A 21,138-nucleotide genomic window follows, 5' to 3' on the forward strand; every position below is an offset into this window, starting at 1 on the left:
GGCGCCCTGACGGCGTCCCCGGATCGCTTCCCATGGTGGCACCGGGTGCCGACAAAAGGCCAGGCCCCCTCATGAGCAATGCGCTTGTAAAGCCTGGGTAAGGCTTTGCCTCTGATTTCAATACGAGACGGTCCCGTATCGAAACGGGGCTAGGGTCGTACACATGACCAGTCCTGCCGTCCCCGCGGCTTCCCGTGTACCGGAGGCCGTGCATCGCCGCCGATGGGCGATCCTCGGCGTGCTCATGCTGAGCCTGCTGATCGTCGTCCTGGACAACTCGATCCTCAACGTCGCGATCAAGACGATCTCGACGCCCGCGCCCACCGGCCTCGGTGCCACCCAGAGCGAGCTCGAGTGGGCCATCAACTCCTACACCCTCGTCTTCGCGGGCCTGCTGTTCACCGCGGGCCTCCTCGGCGACCGCCTCGGCCGCAAGAAGGTGCTGATCGGCGGGCTCGTCGTCTTCGGCATCGGCTCCGCGCTCGCCGCCGAGTCCGGCTCGCCGGTCCAGCTCATCGCGTTCCGCGCGCTGATGGGGCTCGGCGCCGCCTTCGTCATGCCGGCCACGCTCGCCGTGCTCATGAACGTCTTCGAGCGCGAGGAGCAGCCCAAGGCCATCGGCATCTGGGCGGGCGGCGTCGGCCTCGCCATCGCCATCGGCCCGATCACCGGCGGCCTGCTCCTCGACCACTTCTGGTGGGGCTCGGTCTTCCTGGTGAACGTGCCGATCGTGATCCTCGCCGTCATCCTGATGATCGCGCTCGTGCCCGACTCCAAGGACCCGAAGCCGGGCCGGATCGACCTCGTCGGCGTGGTCCTGTCCATCGTGGGCCTCGTCCTGCTCGTCTACGGGATCATCAAGGGCGGCGACGAGGGCGACTTCACCGGCGTCCAGGTCCTCGCCACCATCATCGCCGGGCTCGTCGTGCTCGCCTCCTTCGTGGTCTACGAGAAGCGCAGCGACCACCCCTCGATCGACATCAACTACTTCAAGAACAAGGTGTTCTCGGCCGCGATCGCCGCCATCGCCCTGGTCTTCTTCGCGCTGATGGGCGTCACGTTCTTCTCCGTCTTCTACACGCAGAGCGTGCGCGGGTACTCGCCGCTGCAGACCGGCGCCCTGATGCTGCCGCTCGCCGTCGCCCAGCTGATCTTCGCGCCGCGCGCCCGGCTCGTCGTCGACAGGATCGGCGTACGGGCCACGACCACGGGCGGGCTCGTCCTGCTCGCGGGCATGCTGGCCGCCTTCACGATCCTCGACGCGGACACCCCGATCTGGGTCCTGGAGGTCATGTTCTTCCTGATGGGCACGGGCATGGCGCACGTCATGACGCCGACCAGCGTCGTGATCATGCAGGCGCTGCCGCGCGAGAAGGCCGGTTCCGCCTCCGCGCTCAGCAACACCTTCCGGCAGGTCGGCGGCGCGCTCGGGATCGCCGTGCTCGGCTCCGTGCTCTCCACCGCCTACCGGGGCGGCATCGAGGACAAGCTCGGCCTGCTCCCGCCCGACCTGCGCTCCACCGCGGGCGGCTCCATCGAGGCCACGCTCGGCGTCGCCGAGAAGATCGGGCCGCGCGCCGAGAGCCTGGTCGGCGCGGCCAACGACTCGTTCCTGCACGCCATGCACGTGACCGCCCTGTGGGGTGCGGGCATCGCCCTGGTCAGCGCCGTCGTCACGGCCCTGTTCCTGCCCGGCAGGGCTCCGGCCGCGCCCGCCGGGCAGCCGGGGGAGGCGGAGAAGGTCGGCGCGGGCCACTGACAAGCCCGCGCACCCGCGCGCGAGCGGTGCGGGGGAGCGCTGAGACAATCACCCCGGAAGCCGGCGGAGTGCCGGCTTCCGGGGCCGTGGCGGAAAGGCGGAGGCGTGAACACGGAACGGGCCGGGCGGCAGGCGCGACGGCACAAGGGCCCCGGCACGCCGACACCGCCACCGGAGCCCGGGGCGCCCGCCCGGGGCCGTCCGCGCAGCGAGGCCGTGGAGCAGGCCATCGTCGAGGGCGTCGTCCTGCTCCTGGAGGACGGGGTCCCGCTCGCCGAGCTGTCCATCGAGCGGATCGCCCGCACCGCGGGCGTCGGCAAGGCCACCATCTACCGGCGCTGGAGCGGCAAGGAGGAGCTCTTCGTCGACGTCCTGCGCTCCATCGAGGTCCCCGACCCCGAACTGCCCGGCACCTCCATGCGCGACGACCTCGTCTGCCTCCTGGAGCACCTGCGCCGACGCGGCCTCAGCATGCGCAGGTCGGTGCTGCTGCACAACGTGTTCGCGCAGATGAAAACCCTGCCGCGGCTCTGGGACGCCTACCACGAGATCGTCATCGAACCGCGCCGCCGGCGCATGCACGACGTGCTGCGGCGCGGTGTCGCCGACGGCGAACTGCCCGCGGGCACCGATGTCGAGCTGGCCAACGACCTGCTCGCCGGACCCATGCTGGTGCGCTCCATCATGCGGAGTGACATGCCTCTCGCCGACGACCTCGCGGAGCGGATCGTCGACCTCGCCCTCGCCGGACTGCGGACCGGCGACCCCGCCGGGAACCCCCGCTGAAATGTGCGCGTTTCGTCACAAGCGGCTTATTTGGCTGCCGTGTTCGGAACTCCGGACGCCGCCCCGGACGTCATCGTGGCCGTACGGACGTCACAGACCCCGCCTCTTCGGGGTGTGACGGGACAGATAGCCGCCGGATATCCCCTAGGGTTTTTCGGGCAGGGACGGCGGGCACGGCAGTGAGGCGACGAGGGTATGGCGCAGGCGTACGACACCGACACGGTGGACGGCCAGGAGACCGGGCGGACCGGACCGGGTGACCGCCTGCGCCGTATGGGCCGCCGGCTGCGGAGCGACCGCGGTCTGTGGCGGCGCGGCATCGTCCTCGCGGTCCTCGCGGTGCTCCTGGCACTCGTCATGCTGCTGCACGCGCAGATCCCCAACAGCGTCGGCAACCTCGGCTCGCTGATCGAGACGTTCCTGCCGTGGCTCGGCCTGCTCGTCCCCGTGCTGCTGGTCCTGGGGCTCGTGCGCAGGTCGGCGACCGCGCTCGTCGCGCTGCTCGTCCCGACGATCGTCTGGTTCAACAGTTTCGGCGGCCTGCTCACCGACAAGCAGAGCGGCGGCGGCGACCTGACCGTCGCCACGCACAACGTGAACGCGGACAACCCCGACCCGACCGGCACCGCCGAGGACGTCGCCGCCTCCGGCGCCCAGGTCGTCGCCCTGGAGGAGCTGACGGCCAGGGCCGTGCCGACGTACGAGAAGGCGCTCCGCTCCGCCTACCCCTACCACTCGGTGCAGGGCACGGTCGGCCTGTGGAGCAAGTACCCGCTCTCCGCGACCCGGCCCGTCGACATCAAGCTGGGCTGGACCCGCGCCATGCGCTCCACCGTGACGACGCCGAAGGGCCAGGTCGCCGTCTACGTGGCCCACATGCCGTCGGTACGGGTCAAGCTGAACTCCGGGTTCACCGCCAGCCAGCGCGACACGAGCGCGAACGCGCTGGGCGAGGCGATCTCCGACGAGCCGCTCGGCAAGGTCGTCCTGCTCGGCGACCTCAACGGCACCATGAACGACCGCGCCCTGACCGCCATCACCTCCCAGATGCGCTCCACCCAGGGCGCGGCGGGCAGCGGCTTCGGGTTCAGCTGGCCGGCCGCGTTCCCGATGGCCCGTATCGACCAGATCATGGTCAAGGGCGTGGAGCCGGTGTCGTCGTGGACGCTGCCCGAGACCGGCAGCGACCATCTGCCGATCGCGGCGAGCGTCACCTTGTGACGCGAGTTACCCCAGTAGGGCGCTGACTGTCACGGGGCTTTTACCTGGCGGAATACTGCGTGCGGCAGACTTTGTTCCGTACGTAAACTTTTGAGTTCGGCTCCGCCTCCCCTGCCCCGTGTCCCCACTTTCTTTGGACGATCTTCCATGCCCCTCGCCCTGCTCGCGCTCGCCGTGGGCGCCTTCGGCATCGGCACGACCGAGTTCGTGATGATGGGCCTGCTGCCCAACGTCGCGGACGACCTGGACATCTCGATCCCGGCCGCCGGACACCTCGTCTCCGCCTACGCGCTCGGCGTCGTCATCGGCGCCCCGCTCCTCGCCGCCGTCACCGCCCGGATGCCGCGCCGCCGCGTCCTCATCGGGCTCATGGCGCTCTTCGTGATCGGCAACGCGGTCTCCGCCGTCGCCCCCGACCAGCACTGGCTGCTGCTCGCCCGCTTCGTGAGCGGGCTGCCGCACGGCGCCTTCTTCGGCGTCGGCGCCGTCGTCGCCACCTCGCTCGTCGCGCCCGAGCGCAAGGCCCGCTCCGTGTCGCTGATGTTCCTCGGCCTGACCGTCGCCAACATCATCGGCGTCCCCGTCGCCACCGCCATGGGGCAGCAGCTCGGCTGGCGCGCCACCTTCCTCGCCGTCAGCGCCATCGGGCTCGCCGCGATCGCCGCCCTCGCGGCGCTCGTCCCCGCCGACCACGGACACGGCTCCGCCGTCGGCGTCCGCGGCGAACTGCGGGCACTGCGCTCGCTCCCGGTCTGGCTCGCCCTCGGCACCACCGTCGCCGGGTTCGGCGCGCTCTTCTCCGCCTACAGCTACATCACGCCGATGCTCACCGACACCGCCGGGTTCGCCGAAGGCAGCGTCACCCTGCTGCTCGCCCTGTTCGGCGTCGGCGCCACCGTCGGCAACCTGGCCGGCGGCCGCCTCGCCGACCACTCCCTGCGCGCCACCCTCTTCGGCGGCCTCACGTCCCTGGTCGTCGTCCTCGCCCTGTTCCCGCTCCTCATGCGGACGGAGTGGAGCGCGGCCCTCGCCGTGCTGCTGCTCGGCATGGCGGCGTTCACCACCGGCTCGCCGCTCCAGCTGATGGTGATGGAGAAGGCGTCCGCCGCGCCCTCCCTCGCCTCCTCCGCCAACCAGGCCGCGTTCAACCTGGCCAACGCGGGCGGCGCCTGGCTCGGCGGCCTCGCCCTCGCGGCGGGGATGGGCCTCACCTCCCCGGCGCTCACCGGCGCGGTCCTGGCCGTCCTCGGCCTGGGCGTCGCGGCGCTCGCCTACGGGGTCGACCGCCGCCGCGCCGCGCTGCCGTCCGGCACGGGCCGCCTGGTGGCGAGCCACGTCCCGGCGGAGCGGGAGCCGACCTCGGCCCGCTGACGCTACGGCGTGAGGCGGCGCACGCTGTCCCGGATCACGATGTGGGTGCCGAGGAGCCGGCGCCGCTGGCCGGTCCTGCCCGCCTTGGCGAGGGCGAGCCGGACCGCCGTGCGGCCCAGCTCCTCGCCCGGGATGTGGACGGTCGTCAGGCCCGGGGTGATGTCGGCGGCCACCGGGTCGTCGTTGTAGCCGACCACCGAGATGTCCTCCGGCACCCGCAGCCCGTACTCGGCGAGCGCCTTGACGGCGGCGGCGGCCACCCGGTCGTCGCCCGCGAAGACGGCCGTGAAGTCCGGCCGCCCGTCGCACTTGTCGAGGAGGTCGCGCATCGCCTCGTCCCCGTTGATCTGGCCGAAGCCGATGCCGTGCAGGAGCGCATCCGACTCCGGGACGCCATGGCTCTCCAGGGCGCGCAGATAGCCGCGTACGCGGTCCTCGCCCGTCGTGTTGCCCGGCTGGTAGCCGATCAGGGCGATCCTGCGGTGGCCCGCGCCCAGGAGGTGGCTGGTGATGGCGTAGGCGCCCGCCTCGTTGTCGTACTCCACGACGACCGCGGGGACGTCCGGGGCGGGCGCCGGACGCCCGCACAGCACAAGGCGTGACCCGGCCGCCGCCAGGGACTGCGCGTACTGCGCCATCCGCTCCCGGTACGCCGCGTCCTCCACGACCCCGCCGACCAGGACGACCGCCTCCGCCGCCTGCTCGCGCATCATCTGCACGAGCGCCAGCTCCCGGGCCGGGTCCGCGCCGGTCGACGCCACGAGGGTCAGCCGGTCGTGCTGCGCGGCCTCCTTCTCGACACCCTGCGCGACCGCCGCGTAGAAGGAACTCACCACGTCCAGCATGAGGACGGCGATGGTCTTGCGGCCCGCGCCCGCCAACGCGCGCGCGTGCGCGTTGGCCACGTAGTCGAGCTCCTTGGCCGCGCGGAGCACCTTCGCGCGCGAGGCCGCCGACGTCGGGTAGTTGCCCGCGAGGACGCGGGACACGGTCGCCACCGACACCCCCGCACGCGCGGCCACGTCGCGGATCGTCGCCCGTCCGCCGCCCTCGCCCTGGGGCGTCCCCGTCCCGCTGCGCTGGCCCACCCTGACTCCCTGGAATGTCGCCGCTGCGGGGCCCGCCACCCGGGGGCCCCGCACCATCATCGCGTGCTTCGTCGCCGACGCTCCGCCGGGTCAGTGGGCGGCCTCGTACTCGGCGCCGAACTCCTCAAGGGCCTTCTTCCCGCCCTGGGCGAGCCACTTCTTGTAGACGCCGTCCCAGTCGGAGAGCTTCTTGCGGCCGGTGACGACCGCCGTGACCCCGTCGTTGATGATCTGGTCGAGCGTGGCGCCCTGCCGGTTGAAGGTGTCGGACTGAAGCCCCCACCGGTCGTTGGCGACCATCATCGGCACCACCTTCCGCTGCCAGGCGTGCACCCGCTTCGTGAGGTCCGCGTAGCCCGGGTAGTACAGCGGCTGCGGCGCGTCCGCGACCTTGACCAGCGGCAGGTTGTCCTTGGACTCGACGAGGCCCCGCTCGGTCGCGATCGGATTGTTGTCCTTGTCGCGCTCGAAGTGCGTGCCCTCGATGCCGTAGTGCAGCAGCTCGTACTCCGTCGAGCCGAACGGCGACGCCAGCCAGTCGAGCACCCGCAGGAGCAGCTTCACGCGGTCCTTGGAGCCCTTCTTCAGCGCCGTGTAGCCGAAGATGCCGCGGCTCTGCTGGAACTGCGGTGACCCGGCCACCGTGTAGGGCTGCGCGAGGTCCAGGGTGTACGCGTCCTTGATGCCCTGCGCGTTGGAGATCGTGGCGCCGAAGCCGTCGGTCATCGACAGGGCGGTGCCGTTGTAGAACTGCGTCTTCAGGTCGACCTGCGAGACCGAGGTGGCCTCCGGGTAGTACGCACCGGCCGCCCGCAGCTTCGCCATGTACTCCAGGGCCGCCTTGAACTGGTCGGTGCCGGCGAAATACTCGGCCTTGCCGCCCTTGATCCGCCACTCATTGGGCGCGCCGTGCCATATCGCGTGCGTCTTGTAGCCGAAGTAGCTGGTCATGGAGGCGCCGAGCCCCCACGTGCGGTGCCCGGTCGCGGCCTTCGCGACGGTGGCGAAGTCGGCCGCGGACATCCCCTGCTCGAAGCCCGCCTTCCGATACGCCTCCTGGTTGAGGAAGAACGTGTCCTGCGGCTTGGGGCGCTCCACCGGAACCCCGTAGATCTTCCCGGCGATCCGCCCCATGCCCTCCCACGCGTACGTCGGAATGGCCGCAAGGTGCGGATAGTCCTTCGCCGCGTCGCCCGACAGGAACTCCGTCAGGTCGGCGCAGCGCTCCTTCACGAACTGGGCCTCGCGCGGCAGGGTGTAGCCGCCGCCGATCGCGATGATGTCGGGCAGGTCGTCCCCCGCCATGAGCGTGGCCATCTTGGTGCGGAAGTCGGCGTCCGGCACGACGGTGAACTCGACCTCGACGCCCAGCGCCTCGTTCAGCGCGGCCCAGTACTTGTTCTGCGCCGCGGGCTTGGGCGGGGTGCCGTACGTGATCGAGATGATCCGCACCTTCTCCTTGCCGGTGCCGGGCTTCTCGGCGACCGCCCGGACGAGCTTCTCCGGGTACTTCAGGAAGCCCGCCTGCACCCCGTCGGCGGTCGGCGCGAGGTCGGGCGCCGGGCCCTGCGCGGCGGCGTACGTCGGCCAGGGCGCGGCCTTCGTGCCCTTGTTGTGGACGGAGCCGCCGCCGCTGCTCTGCGTCGAGCAGCCGGTGAGCAGGGACGGTACGGCGAGCGCGGCGCCACCGACGGCGACGGAGCGCAGCAGGGTGCGGCGCGACAGGTGCGCGGACATGGGAAAGCCTCTCGGTGAAAGGGAAGTCAGCGGGGGAGGCGCGGGCCTCGGGGGAGGAGCGGGGCTCGGGGGAGGAGCGGGGCTCAGCTCTTGATGGCGCCGGTGAGCACGCCCTTGGTGAAGTACTTCTGCAGGAAGGGATAGACGAGCAGGATCGGCACGACGGCGATGACGAGGACGGCCATCTGCGTCGTCTGCGGCGCCGACACCATCCCGGCCTCGCTCAGCCCCGTGTCGGCGATCTGCGCGCCGCCGATGACGTACGTCCGCAGGACCTGCGACAGCGGCCAGTGGTCGGACTCCAGGTAGATGGAGGCGGTGAACCAGGAGTTCCAATAGCTGACGGCGTAGAACAGGCCGACCACGGCGAGCGCGGCCTTCGACAGCGGCAGCGCGATCCGCCAGAACGTGGTCCAGTCCCCGGCCCCGTCGAGCCGCGCGGCCTCGTACAGCTCCTCCGGGATGCCCTGGAAGAAGCCGCGCAGCACGACCAGATTGAAGACGTTGATGAGGACGGGGGCGACGACGGCCGCGTACATGTTCTGCATCCCGAGCCCCTTGACCAGCAGGAACGCGGGGATCATGCCGGGCGGGAAGAGGAACGTGAACAGCACGAGCAGCAGTACAGGCTTGCCGCCGAAGACACCGGGGCGGCTGAGCGCGTAGGCGAGGAACGCGGTGCAGGCGAGCGAGAGCAGCGTGCCGACGACGGTGATCGCGACGCTCACCCCGAGCGCCTTCGTCACGATGCCGCCGCTGAGGATCGTCTCGTAGGCGCGCAGCGTCGGCTCGGTCGGCCACAGCACCCAGCCGCCGCCCGCGACCACTTCCTCGTTGGAGGCGAGGGAGGTGGAGACGATGACGAGGAACGGTACGAGGACGAGCGCGAGCAGGACGAGGACGGCGAGGCCCTTGGCGGCGCGGGTGACGGGTTTCGGCTTCTCCATCCAGGAGGGCCGGGCGGGGGCTGTCGCTGTACGGCTCACTTGTAGACCCCCTGCTCGCCGAGCTTGTGCGCGATGCGGTTGGCGACGAAGACGAGGGCCGCGCCGACCAGGCCCTTGAAGAGTCCGGCGGCGGTGGCGTAGCCGATGTCGCCGCCGACGATGCCCTGCCAGAAGACGAAGGTGTCCAGGACCTCCCCGACCTCGGGACCCACCGACTGCCGTTGGAGCAGCATCTGTTCGAAACCGACGGAGAGGATGTCGCCGAGCCGCATGATCAGCAGCAGGACGACGATGGGCCGGATCGACGGCAGCGTGACGTGCCAGAACCGGCGCCAGGGCCCGGCCCCGTCGATCGCGGCGGCCTCGTACTGCTGTTCGTCGACCTGCATCAGGGCGGCCAGGAAGATGATCGTGCCCCAGCCGGCGTCCTTCCAGATCACCTCGGCGACCACCAGCGGACGGTAGGCGTCCGGGTTGCCGATGATGTCGACGGTGTGCAGGCCACTGCCGTCGAGGAACGAGTTCAACAGACCGGTGTCCGAGAGGACTTGCTGGAACAGGGCGACGACGATCACCCACGACAGGAAGTGCGGCAGATAGACGACCGACTGCACGAACCGGCGCAGCAGGTCGGAGGTGAGGCTGTGCAGCAGCAGCGCGATCGCGAGCGGCACGGGGAAGTAGAAGACCAGCTGCAGCACGGCGATGTAGAGGGTGTTCCACGTCGCGTGCCAGAAGTCCGGGTCGCCGAACATCCGGCTGAAGTTGCCGGCCCCGGCCCAGGGGCTGCCCCACAGTCCGGCGAACGGGTCGTACTCCTTGAACGCCACGACGTTGCCGACGAAGGCGCCGTAGTGGAAGACCAGGAAGTAGACGACGCCCGGCACCATGAGCAGCAGAAGCGTACGGCTGCGCCGAAAGCGTTTCCACACCGAATCACGCTGACCTATGTAGTCAGTTGACCCGTTTTGCGGCTCGTCCGGAGGCATCACCGCCCCGGCATCGGGCCTTTCCTTCGCCACAGTGGGCACGGGAACCCCTCCGTCGTTGGAACAAGGTGAGCGGAATCTAAAACGGTTACTACGAACGGTCAACCCCCTTGGCCTGGATCGCCCTTGACCCCGGTCACCGCAGCTGCCTAGCCTCCTGGCACAAGGTAGTAACCGGTTACAACGATGGGTGGGACCGAGTGACGGCACACCGACCGACCGCGGCACTGGCCATGGGGGCCCAGGTGGTGGACGCGGTCTTCCCGCCCGACCTGCGGGAACGGCTCGGCCGCAGCACACGCCTCGCGCCGGCCCCGCTGACCGGCCCTCTGGACGGGCCGGACGCCGCGCGGACCCTGGCCGGCACGGAGATCCTCATCACCGGCTGGGACTGCCCGCCGCTCACCGAAGGGGTCCTCGCGTCGGCCCCGCGCCTGCGGGCCGTGATCCACGCCGCCGGATCGGTACGCCCCGTCGTCACCGACGCCGTGTGGGAGCGCGGGCTCCTCGTCTCCTCGGCGGCCGACGCGAACGCGCGGCCCGTCGTCGCCTTCACCCTCGCGGCCGTCGCGTTCGCCGCGAAGGGGACGCTGGGCGCGGCCGCGCGGTACGCGACGGCGTGGCCGGACTTCGCCGCGCGGCAAGGGGCGGACGCGCGGGTCGTCGGAGTCGTCGGGGCGTCACGCATCGGCCGCGGGGTGATCGAGGCGCTGCGGGCCGACTCCGCGGGATACCAGGTGCTGTTGTGCGACCCGTACGTGGACGAGGCCGAGGCGGCGCGGCTCGGGGCGGAGCGGGTCGACCTGGCGGAACTGTGCCGCCGCAGCTCGATTGTGACGCTGCACGCGCCTCAACTGCCGTCCACCAGGGGGATGCTGAGCGCGGAGATGCTGGCGCTGATCCCCGACGGCGGAACGGTGATCAACACGGCGCGGGGGTCTCTCCTCGACACGGAGGCGCTGGCCGCCGAGTGCGGGGCGGGTCGCCTGTCGGCCTACCTGGACGTCACGCACCCCGAGCCTCTGCCCTCCGGGCACGCGTTGCTGACCCTCCCCAACGTCCAGGTGACGCCACACATCGCCGGGGCGCAGGGGAGCGAGGTGCGGTGCCTCGGGCTGTATGCGGTGGAGGAGGTGGAACGGGTGGTGCGGGGCGATGCCCTGCGCGGCGAAACAACCCGGGCCGACATGGCCCGCCTGGCCTGACCGGGCCTCGCGTCAGCGTCCGCGTGGCCCGGTCCGCCTGTCTCGTCGCCGAGCGCGCGACGCGCCCCTGAGATGGCGCACGAAGTGCGCATCTCGGGGGCGCGGGGAACGGCGCGAGCAACCACGACGTGACCGGTGGCCGCCCGTGGAGGCGCGCTCCGCAGACGCCAAGGCGCCGGAAACGCGCCGGGAGCCTTACAGCACAGGCAGGTTCTTCCGCAGCTCGAACGCCGTCACCTCGGAGCGGTACTCCTCCCACTCCTGCTTCTTGTTGCGCAGGAAGAAGTCGTACACGTGCTCCCCCAGCGTCTCCGCGACCAGCTCGGAGCGTTCCATCAGGGCGATGGCCTCGCCGAGGTTCTGGGGGAGGGGTTCGATGCCCATGGCGCGGCGTTCGGCGTCGGAGAGGGCCCAGACGTCGTCGTCGGCGCCGGGCGGGAGCTCGTAGCCCTCCTCGATGCCCTTGAGGCCGGCGGCGAGGAGGACCGCGTAGGTCAGGTACGGGTTGGCGCCGGAGTCGATGGAGCGGACCTCGACGCGGGCCGAGCCCGTCTTGCCGGGCTTGTACATGGGGACGCGGATGAGGGCCGAGCGGTTGTTGTGGCCCCAGCAGATGTAGGAGGGGGCCTCGCCGCCGGCGCCCGCGGTGCGCTCCGAGCCGCCCCAGATGCGCTTGTAGGAGTTGACCCACTGGTTGGTGACCGCGGAGATCTCGGCGGCGTGCTTCAGCAGGCCCGCGATGAAGGAGCGGCCGACCTTGGAGAGCTGGTACTCGGCGCCGGACTCGTAGAACGCGTTCCGGTCGCCCTCGAAGAGCGAGAGGTGGGTGTGCATGCCCGAGCCCGGGTATTCGGAGAACGGCTTCGGCATGAAGGTGGCCTGCACGCCCTGTTCAAGGGCCACCTGCTTCATGACCAGGCGGAACGTCATGATGTTGTCCGCCGTGGAGAGCGCGTCCGCGTAGCGCAGGTCGATCTCCTGCTGGCCCGGCGCCCCCTCGTGGTGGCTGAACTCCACCGAGATGCCCATCGACTCCAGCATGGTGATCGCCTGGCGGCGGAAGTCCATGCCCACGTTCTGCGGGGTGTGGTCGAAGTAGCCCGAGTTGTCGGCCGGGGTCGGGCGTGAGCCGTCGAGCGGCTTGTTCTTCAGGAGGAAGAACTCGATCTCGGGGTGCGTGTAGAAGGTGAAGCCGAGGTCGGACGTCTTGGCGAGGGCACGCTTGAGGACGTAGCGCGGGTCGGCGAAGGACGGCGAGCCGTCGGGCATCAGGATGTCGCAGAACATCCGGGCGGTGCCCGGGGCCTCCGCGCGCCAGGGCAGGACCTGGAAGGTTCCCGGGTCCGGCTTGGCGATCATGTCGGACTCGTAGACCCGGGCGAACCCCTCGATGGCAGAGCCGTCGAAGCCGATTCCCTCGTCAAACGCCTGTTCCAACTCGGCGGGGGCCACGGCGACCGACTTGAGGAAGCCCAGCACATCCGTGAACCACAGGCGTACGAACCGGATGTCGCGCTCCTCCAGGGTCCGGAGCACGAATTCCTGCTGCTTGTCCATCTTCCGCTTCCACCCATCCTTGCTGGTCAGGCCGCTGCTCCGGGGACGTCGAAGGGCCCGTTCACATCCCACCACACGCCCGTTTCGTGCGCGTTGCCGACCTTGATCGTCCTTGATCGGCCGGTGTCGTGTTCATAGTGCCTGCTGCACCCCCCAGGGCCATAGTGCCTGCCGTGCGCGGCACGGACGACAGGCACCTCCCGCGGAACCCGTTTTGCGCACTACGATCAGCGGGCCCGCCCGTCTCATCCTTTTCCCTGAAGGACATGCCATGGGTTCCGCCAAGAAGACCTCCGCCGCTCCCGCCAGGGACCGCCGGGACCGTATAGAGGAGATGCGCCGTGCCGAGCGCGCCCGCGCCCGGCGTGGCCGGATCGCCGTGATCTCGCTGAGCACGGTCGTCGTGGCCGCCCTGATAGGAGTCACCGCGTGGGCCGTGACCAAGAGTGGTGACGACGACAAGAGCGAGGGGAAGGCGTCCGGTGCCTCCGGCCACTTCTCCTACGACAAGGACGGCGTCGGCACGTGGAGCGCGAAGCTGACCCGCAACCACGTCACCAAGAAGGTCGCCTACCCGATGAACCCGCCGGTCGGCGGCGACCACAACCCGGTGTGGATGAACTGCAACGGCGACGTCTACGACAAGGCCATCCCGAACGAGAACGCCGTACATGCCCTGGAGCACGGGTCCGTCTGGGTGACGTACACCGACAAGGCGGCCGGGAAGGACGTCGAGGCGCTCGCCTCCAAGGTCAAGAGCACGCCCTACTCGCTCATGAGCCCCGTCGAGGACCAGAAGGACCCGATCATGCTCAGCGCCTGGGGGCACCAGCGGACGGTCAAGAGCGCGACGGACCCGGCGGTCGCGTCGTTCTTCTCGACGTTCGTGCAGGGCAAGCAGACCCCGGAGCCGGGCGCCTCCTGCACGGGTGGTCTGTCGAAGTGATGCGCAGGACGACAGGGTGGCTGGTGTCCGTGGCCGCGGCGGTCGCCGTGGTCACGGGCGCGGTCACGTACGCGGCCGCCGACGGGGACGACGGCCCGGCCGATCTGAAGGTGCCGGCGGCCGAGTCCGCGGACGCCGGGTTCGCTCGGGACATGGCCGTGCACCATCAGCAGGCCGTCGAGATGTCGTACATCGTGCGCGACCGCACCAAGGACGTGGAGGTGCGCCGTCTCGCCTACGACATCGCGCAGACCCAGGCCAACCAGCGCGGCATGATGCTCGGCTGGCTCGACCTGTGGGAGCTGCCGAAGGTGTCGGAGAAGGCGCCCATGGCGTGGATGGGGATGGGGGACGCGCCGGCCGGTGAGGACGGTGCGCTGATGCCCGGCATGGCGACCAACGCGCAGCTCGCCGAGTTGAACAAGGCCAGCGGGCGCAAGGCCGAGATCCTGTACCTCCGGCTGATGATCGCCCACCACAAGGGCGGTGTGCACATGGCCGAGGGCTGTGTGAAGCGGTGCGTGGTCGGGGCCGAACGGCGGCTCGCGCGCGGCATGGTGGCGTCTCAGGAGTCCGAGATCGACCTGATGACGGACATGCTGAAGGCCAGAGGTGCCACCCCGGACAGGACTCCCTGAGCACCGGTACCCCGGTCAAATCGGCTGTTTCCGATCGGACTTGGCGCGACTTGACCCCTTCTTGGTCCCCGCATTCCCCCAGCGTGAAGTGTTCCTGACGAGAGTGAAGCCCTCTGCGTGTGCGTTACACGCTCCGCAGGACACGTGCACCTCACCCAGGGGTTCCATGAGACCAGGGGGTCGTTCCATGAGATCCATCCGCGGTTCGCGCCGCACCCGCGCCGGCCTGAGCCTGGCAGCGACACTGCCGCTCCTCGCCGGCGCGATCGCCCTCGCCGCCCCGGCCGCGCAGGCCGACACCGGCCGGGCCTCCCTCGCCGGCACCAAGCCGCTGTGGGCCACCGGCACGGCCGACAAGGGGGCGACGGCCGACGGCAACAAGGTCACCGCCCGCGTCTACCTCGCCGGGCGGGACTCCGCCGGTCTGGCCGCCTACGCCAAGGCCGTCTCCGACCCGTCCTCCGCCTCGTACGGCAGGTACCTGAGCGCGCAGCAGGCGCAGGAACGGTTCGGCGCCTCGAAGGCGCAGATAGCCGAGGTCACGAAGTGGCTGAAGTCCTCGGGCCTCACCGTGACCGGCACCACCCAGCACTACATATCCGTGTCCGGCGACGTCGCCGCCGCCGAGAAGGCGTTCGGCACCCAGCTGCACAACTACGCCAAGGGCAAGCACACCTACCGCGCGCCCTCGGGCACCGCGTCCGTGCCGCGCTCGCTCGACGGCGCCGTGCTCACCGTCACCGGCCTGGACAGCGCCCCGCACAAGGCCGACCACCAGGACGAACTCCCGCCGCCGGACGCGGTCTTCCGCAACGCCGGGCCGTTCTCCTCGTACTACGGCTCCAACGTCGCCAAGAAGCTGCCCTCCGCGTACGGCAAGAAGGTCCCGTACGCCGTCAAGGGCTACACCGGCAAGCAGCTGCGCGCCGCCTACGGTGCGGGCAAGGCCACCGGCAAGGGGGTGCGGGTCGCGATCACCGACGCGTACGCCTCGCCGACCATCGCCAAGGACGCGGCGACGTACGCGGCCAAGCACGGCGACGCGAAGTACGCGAAGGGCCAGCTCAAGCAGGTCCTCCCCGCCGACTACACCAAGACCGAGGAGTGCGGCGCCGCCGGCTGGTACGGCGAGGAGACCCTCGACGTCGAAGCCGTGCACGCGGTCGCGCCCCAGGCCGACATCACCTACGTCGGCGCGGCGTCCTGCTACGACGACGACCTGCTCGACTCCCTCGCCACCATCGTCGACAAGCACCTCGCCGACATCGTCTCCAACTCCTGGGGCGACATCGAGGCCAACCAGACGCCGCAGCTCGCCGCCGCGTACGACCAGGTGTTCCAGCTCGGCGCGATCGAGGGCATCGGCTTCTACTTCTCCTCCGGCGACAACGGCGACGAGGTCGCCAACACCGGGGTGAAACAGGTCGACACGCCCGCGAACTCCGCCTGGGTCACGGCCGTCGGCGGCACGTCGCTCGCCGTCGGCAAGGGCGACAAGTACCAGTGGGAGACCGGCTGGGGCACCCTCAAGGCCAACCTCTCCGCCGACGGCAAGAGCTGGACCGACTTCCCCGGCGCGTACACCTCCGGTGCCGGTGGCGGCACGAGCCGTACGGTCGCGCAGCCGTACTACCAGCGGGGCGTCGTCCCGAACTCGCTGGCACGCGCCAACGGCGGCCTCAACCGCGTCGTCCCCGACATCTCCGCGATCGCCGACCCCAACACCGGGTTCCTCGTCGGCCAGACGCAGACACTGCCGGACGGGTCCCTCGGGTACGACGAGTACCGCATCGGCGGCACGTCCCTCGCGGCGCCGGTGATCGCGGGCGTCCAGGCGCTCGCGCAGCAGACGCGGGGCGGACGGGCGATCGGGTTCGCGAACCCGTCCATCTACGACCGGTACGGGTCCCGGGTCTACCACGACGTCACCGACCACCCGGTGAAGGGTGACCTGGCCGTGGCACGCGTGGACTTCGCGAACGGCTTCGACGCGACGGAGGGCCTGCTGACCTCCGTCCGCAGCCTCGGCAAGGACGCCTCCCTGAAGGCGGTCCGCGGCTACGACGACGTCACGGGGGTCGGGTCGCCGGCGCCGGGTTATGTGACGTCCTACGGGCGCCGGTAGGGCGTTCCAGGGCGGCGTCCGCCCCAGCGAGGCCGCTGCGTGGCCGAACTGGGGCGGACGCCGCCTGTGCGTGTGCGGGGGGCGGTTCGTCGATCACTCTCCGGGTTCGCTCTCGGCGGCTTCGTGCCGGAGGCGGCTGTACTCCTCCAGGAGCCGGAGGGACCGTTCCGGGTCCTCGGACTCGGCGGCGCGGGCTTCGAGATCGCGGAGACGGGCGTCCAGGGCGGGGTCACGCGCGATGGCGTACTGCGTCCACCACAGGCGCATGAAGGCCGCCAGGGCCGGGGCCGGGGTCCTGGCGGAGGTGTCGCTGACGGCGCGCTTCCAGTGGGCCTCGACATCGGGCATCAGGTGCGGCGCGTGTTCCTGGATGGCCAGTCGGAGTGCTCGGGGCGTGCGGTCGGGCATGAGGGGAAGCCGCTGAGGCTCCTCCTCATGCCCCGCCGGGCCGGGCGCACGGGCGGGCACGGAAGTCCGCCCGTCAGCCCAGTGCGTCCCGCAACGGCGTGGTAGCCCGCTTCCGGTACTCCTGGATCGCCCACCCGTTCCCGTCCGGGTCCGTGAAGTAGGCGAACGTGCCGCCGTCGTCCGGGCCGTACTGGACCGGGTCCGAGACCTCCAGGCCGCGGGCGGTCAGTTCGGCGTGGGCGGCCTTGATGTCGGTGACGACGAGCTGGAGGCCGTGGTAGGTGCCGTGGGCAGGGGGATGCCGTCGGCGAGGACGATGGAGCAGCCGGAGCCGGGCGGGGTGAGCTGGACGATGCGGGTGTCCGGGGACAGTTCGCGGTCCACGTCGCAGTGGAAGCCGACCTTGTCCGTGTAGAAGGCTTTGGCGCGGTCGATGTCCGAGACCGGCAGCGGGATCACTTCCAGGGTCATGTCCATCGGTCAAAGGTAGGCGGGTGAGACGGCCGCCGTCAGGAGGCGTCGCGCGCCGCCCGTGCCGTCGGCCGGGACCGTGTACAGGTCGGCGCCGTAGTCGCCCGGCAGGGCGTACGTCAGGTGCCGGGTGTCGCTCCACACCGCCTGATCGTCCACGCTGCGCGGCTCGGCCAGCGCCGTCTCCCGCAGCGTGGCGAGGTCCAGTACGTACAGGCGCCAGGGGGCGTCCGCGGGCGCGCCGGCCACTCGTTTCTTGTACGCGATCCGGGTGCCGTCGGGGGAGAGGGACGGGCATTCGACGTTGCGGTGGAGGGTGGTGACCGTGCGGGCGCGCAGGTCGCCCCGGACCAGGTAGGTGCTGCCCTTCGTCGCCAGCGTGGCGTAGAAGTGGCGGTCGTCCCGTGCGAACGTCACGCCCCAGAAGTTCACGTCCGACGACCGGTAGGCGTGCCCGTCCTTGACGATTCCGTACGACTCCAGCGACGGGGTCAGCTCTCCCGTCTCCGTGTCGACGATCGCCGTCCGCGTCGAGAAGTTCGTGCCCGCGTAGCTGTCGCCGCCGACGAACGCCGTCCACGCCGCGTACCGCCCGCTCGGCGACACCCGCGCGCGGGAGGGGATGCCGGGCACCGCGTAGTGGGCCTTCTCGTGCAGGCGGGCGTCCAGGACCGTGGCCCGGTAGGTGTCCGTGAGGGTGCCGTGGACCGCTCGGAGGCAGATGCCCGTGCCCGCGTCGGCGTAGAAGCGCAGGCACGTGAGGCCGGTCGCCGTCGCCGTGCGCCGGCCGTCGCCGGGGGCGCTGGCCGGCGTCGTCGCCAACTCGTCGCGGTGCGGGCCCCACGCCATGTTGCGGAAGACCAGCCGTGGGGCGCGGGGTGTCAGTGACACCTCGCCGGCCGTCACCGCCGGGCCACCGGGCCCGGCCCGGTGCACGCGGTCCGCGCGCGCCGACGCGTGCAGGATCGCCGCCGTCGCCACCGCCGCGAGCGCGAGCACCACCGCGGTCAGGATCGTGAGCTTGCCGCGGTTCGTCATGCGGTGACCTTTCTGCCAGTGGACCCGGACGTCGGTGGTCGCAGCGCGTACGACACCGCGCCGCACCCCGCCAGCAGCACCGCCGCCACCGTCAGCGCCGTACGGTCGCCCCACGCCGTCCACGCCGCGCCGAACCCGAGCGAGCAGCCGAAGCGGGCCAGCGCCTGGCCCGTCTGCACCACCGCGAGGCCCGACGAGCGGCGGTCCTCGGGGAGTCCGGCGGACGCCGCCGCCATCAGGACGCCGTCGGTCGCCGCGTAGAACGTGCCGTGGAGCAGGAGGACCGCGCAGGGCAGGGCCGGGCTGCGGGCGTGGGTGAGGAGGAGGCCGTAGACCGTCAGGAGCGCCACGTGGCCGCCGAGGAAGACGGGCCAGGCGCCCACCCGGTCGGAGAGGCGGCCGAGGGGCGCGGCGAGGAGCAGGAACGCCGCCGCCGTGCCGAGGGGGAGAAGCGCGAACCAGCGTTCCGGGACGCCCAGTTGGCGTTGGAGGAGCAGGTAGACGAAGGCGTCGCTGACCGTGGCCAGGCCGAGGAGGGTCGCGCAGAGTGTGGGGCGTGCCAGGTGGGACCAGTCGATGTCGCGCCGCGGGCGCCGGACGGGCCGCGGGGTCGACGCGCCCCGTGACGGCGGCACGAACAGCACCAGCACCGCCACGCCGACCGCCGCCACGCAGAAGCTCACCGTGAACACCGCGTCGTACCCGTCCACGGTCCACCGGAGGATGAGGAACGCCACCAGCGGGCCGAGCAGCGCGCCCGCCGTGTCCATCGCCCGGTGCACGCCGAACGCGCGGCCGCGCGCCGCCGGTTCGCTGGACAGGGAGATCAGTGCGTCGCGCGGGGCGGTGCGCAGGCCCTTGCCGGTGCGGTCGGCGGCGAGGACGGCGCCGATGAGGGGGAGCGAGCCGGCGAGCAGGAGCAGGGGTTTGCAGAGGGCGGAGAGGCCGTAGCCGAGGACGGCGACCGTCTTGTGGCGGCCGCCGCCACTGTCCGCGATACGGCCGCCGACCAGGCGGACGAGCGCCGAGAAGCCGTTGTAGACGCCGTCGAGGACGCCGAAGCCGAGCGGGCTGAGGCCGAGCCCCGCGACGAGGTACAGCGGCAGCACCGCCGTGACCATCTCGGAGGACACGTCGGTGATCAGGCTGACCGTGCCGAGCGCGAGCACGGTGGGGCCCACGGCGCGCCGCCGCCCGGCGCGTGGCCGGGCGGCGGGCTCCGCGGACGTCGGCGCCGGGCCCGGCGGGGTGCCGGCGCGGCTGTCCGCTACGTACATGTCACGAGGTCCAGACGCCGGTGATGTCCTTGGCGGTGGCGGCGTTGCCCGCGTGCGGGAGGCCGTGCATGTCCTCCAGGGTGCGCAGCAGGTCGTAGTGGTTGTACGTGGTCGAGGACGTGACGCCGGGTGTGACCCGCTGGCCGTACAGGACCGTCGGGATGCGGTTGCCGCTCAGCCGGTTGTCCTCGTCGAAGGTGACGACCAGGAGGCTGTTGTGGGTCTTGGCCCAGGTCGCGTAGGCGCCGAGCTTGTTCTTCAGCCAGGTGTCGCCGGTGGAGACGGAGCAGTCGTGCATGTCGGAGCAGAGGTCGGGGACGACGAAGGAGACCTGGGGGAGGGCCGAGTAGTCCGACGGGAACTGGGTGAACGTCTTCGCCGACGACGTCGGTACGTTGCTGAACCCGAACCACGGGTTGTGCTTACGGGCGTAGTCGCCGGAGGAGCAGGTGGTCGAACCCTGGCTCGGCAGGTCCTCGTTGTAGCTGCCCCACGTCTTTCCGGCGGCGATCAGCTCCGAGGCGAGGTTGGGCGCGGAGGAGAAGCCGGGTGTGTAGCAGCTGTCGTCGGTGACGCCCTGGGTGGAGCCGGAGAACAGCGCGAAGTAGTTGGGCTGGCTCGGGTGGGTCTCGGCGTAGGAGGCCGTGAGGTTGGCGCCGCCCGTCCGCAGGCTGTTGATGTACGGCGCGCTGGAGGCGCCGATGACCTGGCTGTACGCGTGGTTCTCGAAGACCACGACGACCGTGTGGTCCGGGGTGGGCACGGCGGCCGCGGCCTGCGCGGGGGAGACGCCGGTGAGGGCGAGCCAGCTGCCGGTGGCGGCCGCCGCGAGGGCGAGGGCCGAGGCGAGCGCCTTGCCGCGGGCGCGGCTGAGGAGTGTTCTGCCGGACACGTGTGACCTCCGTGGGAGGGGCGGGGGATCTTGGCGTGCGGGCAGATCATGCACACGCCAAGAGCCCCCTGGGTCACATGTGGCCACCCTGACGGGTGAAGCGTGGGTGAACGGCTGGGGGGCCGCCTCCGCGACCCCGCGAAGAAGGGCTCAGCGCTCCGACAGCGGCGCCGGCGCCTCCTGCACCGTCCACCCGTTCCCGTCCGGGTCCGTGAAGAACATGAACGAGTTCCACGGCTCGTCGCCGCGGCCGTCCTCCCAGCCCCGCGCGCCCGCGTGCCGCACGGGGGACACGTCCACGCCGCGCCCCGCCAATTCCTCGCGCGCCGCCGCGATGTCCGTGACGCACACCTGGAGGCCGGAGAGGGAGCCCGGCGCCATGCCCGGCCGGCCCGGCGCGCCCGGCAGGCCCTCCGTGAGCGAGATCGAGCAGCGCGAGCCCGGCGGCGTCAGCTGCACGACGCGGATGCCGGGCGCGACCTGCCGGTCCACGTCGACCTTGAACCCGGCCTTGTCCGCGTAGAACTCCTTGGCGCGGTCCACGTCCGAGACCGGGACGACGACCACTTCGAGCGTCCACTCCATGTCCTGCTGTCCTTCCGAAGGGGGCCGGCGCTCCCGCCGAAGGGGGCGGCACGCCTGCCGGGGGGACGGCATTCCCGCCTGTTCGGACGGCGTTCCTG

The 21,138-nt window shown here is 71.2% G+C and carries 18 protein-coding genes and 1 pseudogene; 8 read left to right on the forward strand and 11 right to left on the reverse strand.

Annotated features, from left to right (window positions below; all coding sequences use genetic code 11):
* The first annotated feature begins 163 nt into the window (after positions 1-163).
* The 4 genes from C1N81_RS31675 (at position 164) to C1N81_RS31690 (ending at position 5,137) form a co-directional block, all read left to right on the forward strand.
* Positions 164-1,759, forward strand: a complete 1,596-nt coding sequence (locus tag C1N81_RS31675; protein WP_394434726.1) for a DHA2 family efflux MFS transporter permease subunit — start codon at positions 164-166, stop codon at positions 1,757-1,759.
* A 105-nt stretch (positions 1,760-1,864) separates the two neighbouring features.
* A complete protein-coding gene (locus C1N81_RS31680; protein WP_394434727.1) occupies positions 1,865-2,545 on the forward strand; it encodes a TetR/AcrR family transcriptional regulator in 681 nt (226 codons plus the stop codon).
* Positions 2,546-2,818: 273 nt separating this feature from the next.
* Entirely contained in the window at positions 2,819-3,766 is a 948-nt protein-coding gene (locus C1N81_RS31685; protein ID WP_394438349.1) for an endonuclease/exonuclease/phosphatase family protein, read from the forward strand.
* A 147-nt stretch (positions 3,767-3,913) separates the two neighbouring features.
* Positions 3,914-5,137: an MFS transporter gene (locus C1N81_RS31690; protein WP_394434728.1), complete on the forward strand. Its 1,224-nt coding sequence runs from the start codon at positions 3,914-3,916 to the stop codon at positions 5,135-5,137.
* 2 nt (positions 5,138-5,139) lie between these two features.
* Here C1N81_RS31690 and C1N81_RS31695 read toward each other — a convergent pair whose 3' ends face one another.
* The 4 genes from C1N81_RS31695 to C1N81_RS31710 all read right to left on the reverse strand — a co-directional run bounded on the left by C1N81_RS31695 (position 5,140) and on the right by C1N81_RS31710 (position 9,799).
* Complete coding sequence (locus C1N81_RS31695) at positions 5,140-6,225, reverse strand: LacI family DNA-binding transcriptional regulator (RefSeq protein WP_394434729.1); 1,086 nt, start codon at positions 6,223-6,225, stop codon at positions 5,140-5,142.
* Between the two features lie 90 nt (positions 6,226-6,315).
* A complete protein-coding gene (locus C1N81_RS31700) occupies positions 6,316-7,962 on the reverse strand; it encodes a type 2 periplasmic-binding domain-containing protein (protein WP_394434730.1) in 1,647 nt (548 codons plus the stop codon).
* An 83-nt stretch (positions 7,963-8,045) separates the two neighbouring features.
* Positions 8,046-8,909 carry a carbohydrate ABC transporter permease gene (locus tag C1N81_RS31705; RefSeq protein ID WP_394438352.1) on the reverse strand — a complete coding sequence of 288 codons (864 nt, stop codon included), beginning with the start codon at positions 8,907-8,909 and terminating at the stop codon, positions 8,046-8,048.
* Positions 8,910-8,944: 35 nt separating this feature from the next.
* Positions 8,945-9,799 (reverse strand): ABC transporter permease, encoded by an 855-nt coding sequence (locus tag C1N81_RS31710; protein ID WP_394438355.1) that lies wholly within the window; start codon positions 9,797-9,799, stop codon positions 8,945-8,947.
* Positions 9,800-10,131: 332 nt separating this feature from the next.
* On the opposite strand from C1N81_RS31710, the gene C1N81_RS31715 reads away from it, so the two are divergent.
* Positions 10,132-11,103, forward strand: coding sequence for a hydroxyacid dehydrogenase (locus tag C1N81_RS31715; RefSeq protein ID WP_394438357.1), 972 nt, complete (start codon positions 10,132-10,134; stop codon positions 11,101-11,103).
* Positions 11,104-11,298: 195 nt separating this feature from the next.
* Here C1N81_RS31715 and glnA read toward each other — a convergent pair whose 3' ends face one another.
* The gene (gene glnA, locus C1N81_RS31720) at positions 11,299-12,660 is read right to left on the reverse strand and encodes a type I glutamate--ammonia ligase (protein ID WP_394434731.1); all 1,362 of its coding nucleotides are present in this window, start codon (positions 12,658-12,660) and stop codon (positions 11,299-11,301) included.
* A 271-nt stretch (positions 12,661-12,931) separates the two neighbouring features.
* Here glnA and C1N81_RS31725 point away from each other — a divergent pair, with 271 nt between their 5' ends.
* From C1N81_RS31725 to C1N81_RS31735, 3 genes are all read left to right on the forward strand, one after another.
* Positions 12,932-13,606 carry a DUF3105 domain-containing protein gene (locus tag C1N81_RS31725; RefSeq protein ID WP_394434732.1) on the forward strand — a complete coding sequence of 225 codons (675 nt, stop codon included), beginning with the start codon at positions 12,932-12,934 and terminating at the stop codon, positions 13,604-13,606.
* Complete coding sequence (locus C1N81_RS31730) at positions 13,606-14,244, forward strand: DUF305 domain-containing protein (protein WP_394434733.1); 639 nt, start codon at positions 13,606-13,608, stop codon at positions 14,242-14,244. The genes C1N81_RS31725 and C1N81_RS31730 overlap by 1 nt, the downstream gene beginning before the upstream one ends.
* A 187-nt stretch (positions 14,245-14,431) precedes the next feature.
* Entirely contained in the window at positions 14,432-16,369 is a 1,938-nt protein-coding gene (locus tag C1N81_RS31735; protein WP_394434734.1) for a S53 family peptidase, read from the forward strand.
* Between the two features lie 93 nt (positions 16,370-16,462).
* Here C1N81_RS31735 and C1N81_RS31740 read toward each other — a convergent pair whose 3' ends face one another.
* The 6 genes and pseudogenes from C1N81_RS31740 to C1N81_RS31765 form a co-directional block, all read right to left on the reverse strand.
* Positions 16,463-16,777, reverse strand: coding sequence for a hypothetical protein (locus C1N81_RS31740; RefSeq protein WP_394434735.1), 315 nt, complete (start codon positions 16,775-16,777; stop codon positions 16,463-16,465).
* 73 nt (positions 16,778-16,850) lie between these two features.
* Positions 16,851-17,254: pseudogene (locus tag C1N81_RS31745) on the reverse strand (VOC family protein).
* A 3-nt stretch (positions 17,255-17,257) separates the two neighbouring features.
* Positions 17,258-18,286 (reverse strand): TolB family protein, encoded by a 1,029-nt coding sequence (locus C1N81_RS31750; RefSeq protein ID WP_394434736.1) that lies wholly within the window; start codon positions 18,284-18,286, stop codon positions 17,258-17,260.
* Complete coding sequence (locus tag C1N81_RS31755; RefSeq protein ID WP_394434737.1) at positions 18,283-19,563, reverse strand: MFS transporter; 1,281 nt, start codon at positions 19,561-19,563, stop codon at positions 18,283-18,285. Before C1N81_RS31755 ends, C1N81_RS31750 begins: the two co-directional genes overlap by 4 nt.
* 1 nt (position 19,564) lies before the next feature.
* Entirely contained in the window at positions 19,565-20,455 is an 891-nt protein-coding gene (locus tag C1N81_RS31760) for an alkaline phosphatase family protein (RefSeq protein ID WP_394434738.1), read from the reverse strand.
* Between the two features lie 150 nt (positions 20,456-20,605).
* Entirely contained in the window at positions 20,606-21,040 is a 435-nt protein-coding gene (locus C1N81_RS31765; protein WP_394434739.1) for a VOC family protein, read from the reverse strand.
* Positions 21,041-21,138: the final 98 nt, after the last annotated feature.

It is taken from the genome of Streptomyces sp. SGAir0957 (assembly GCF_043523415.1).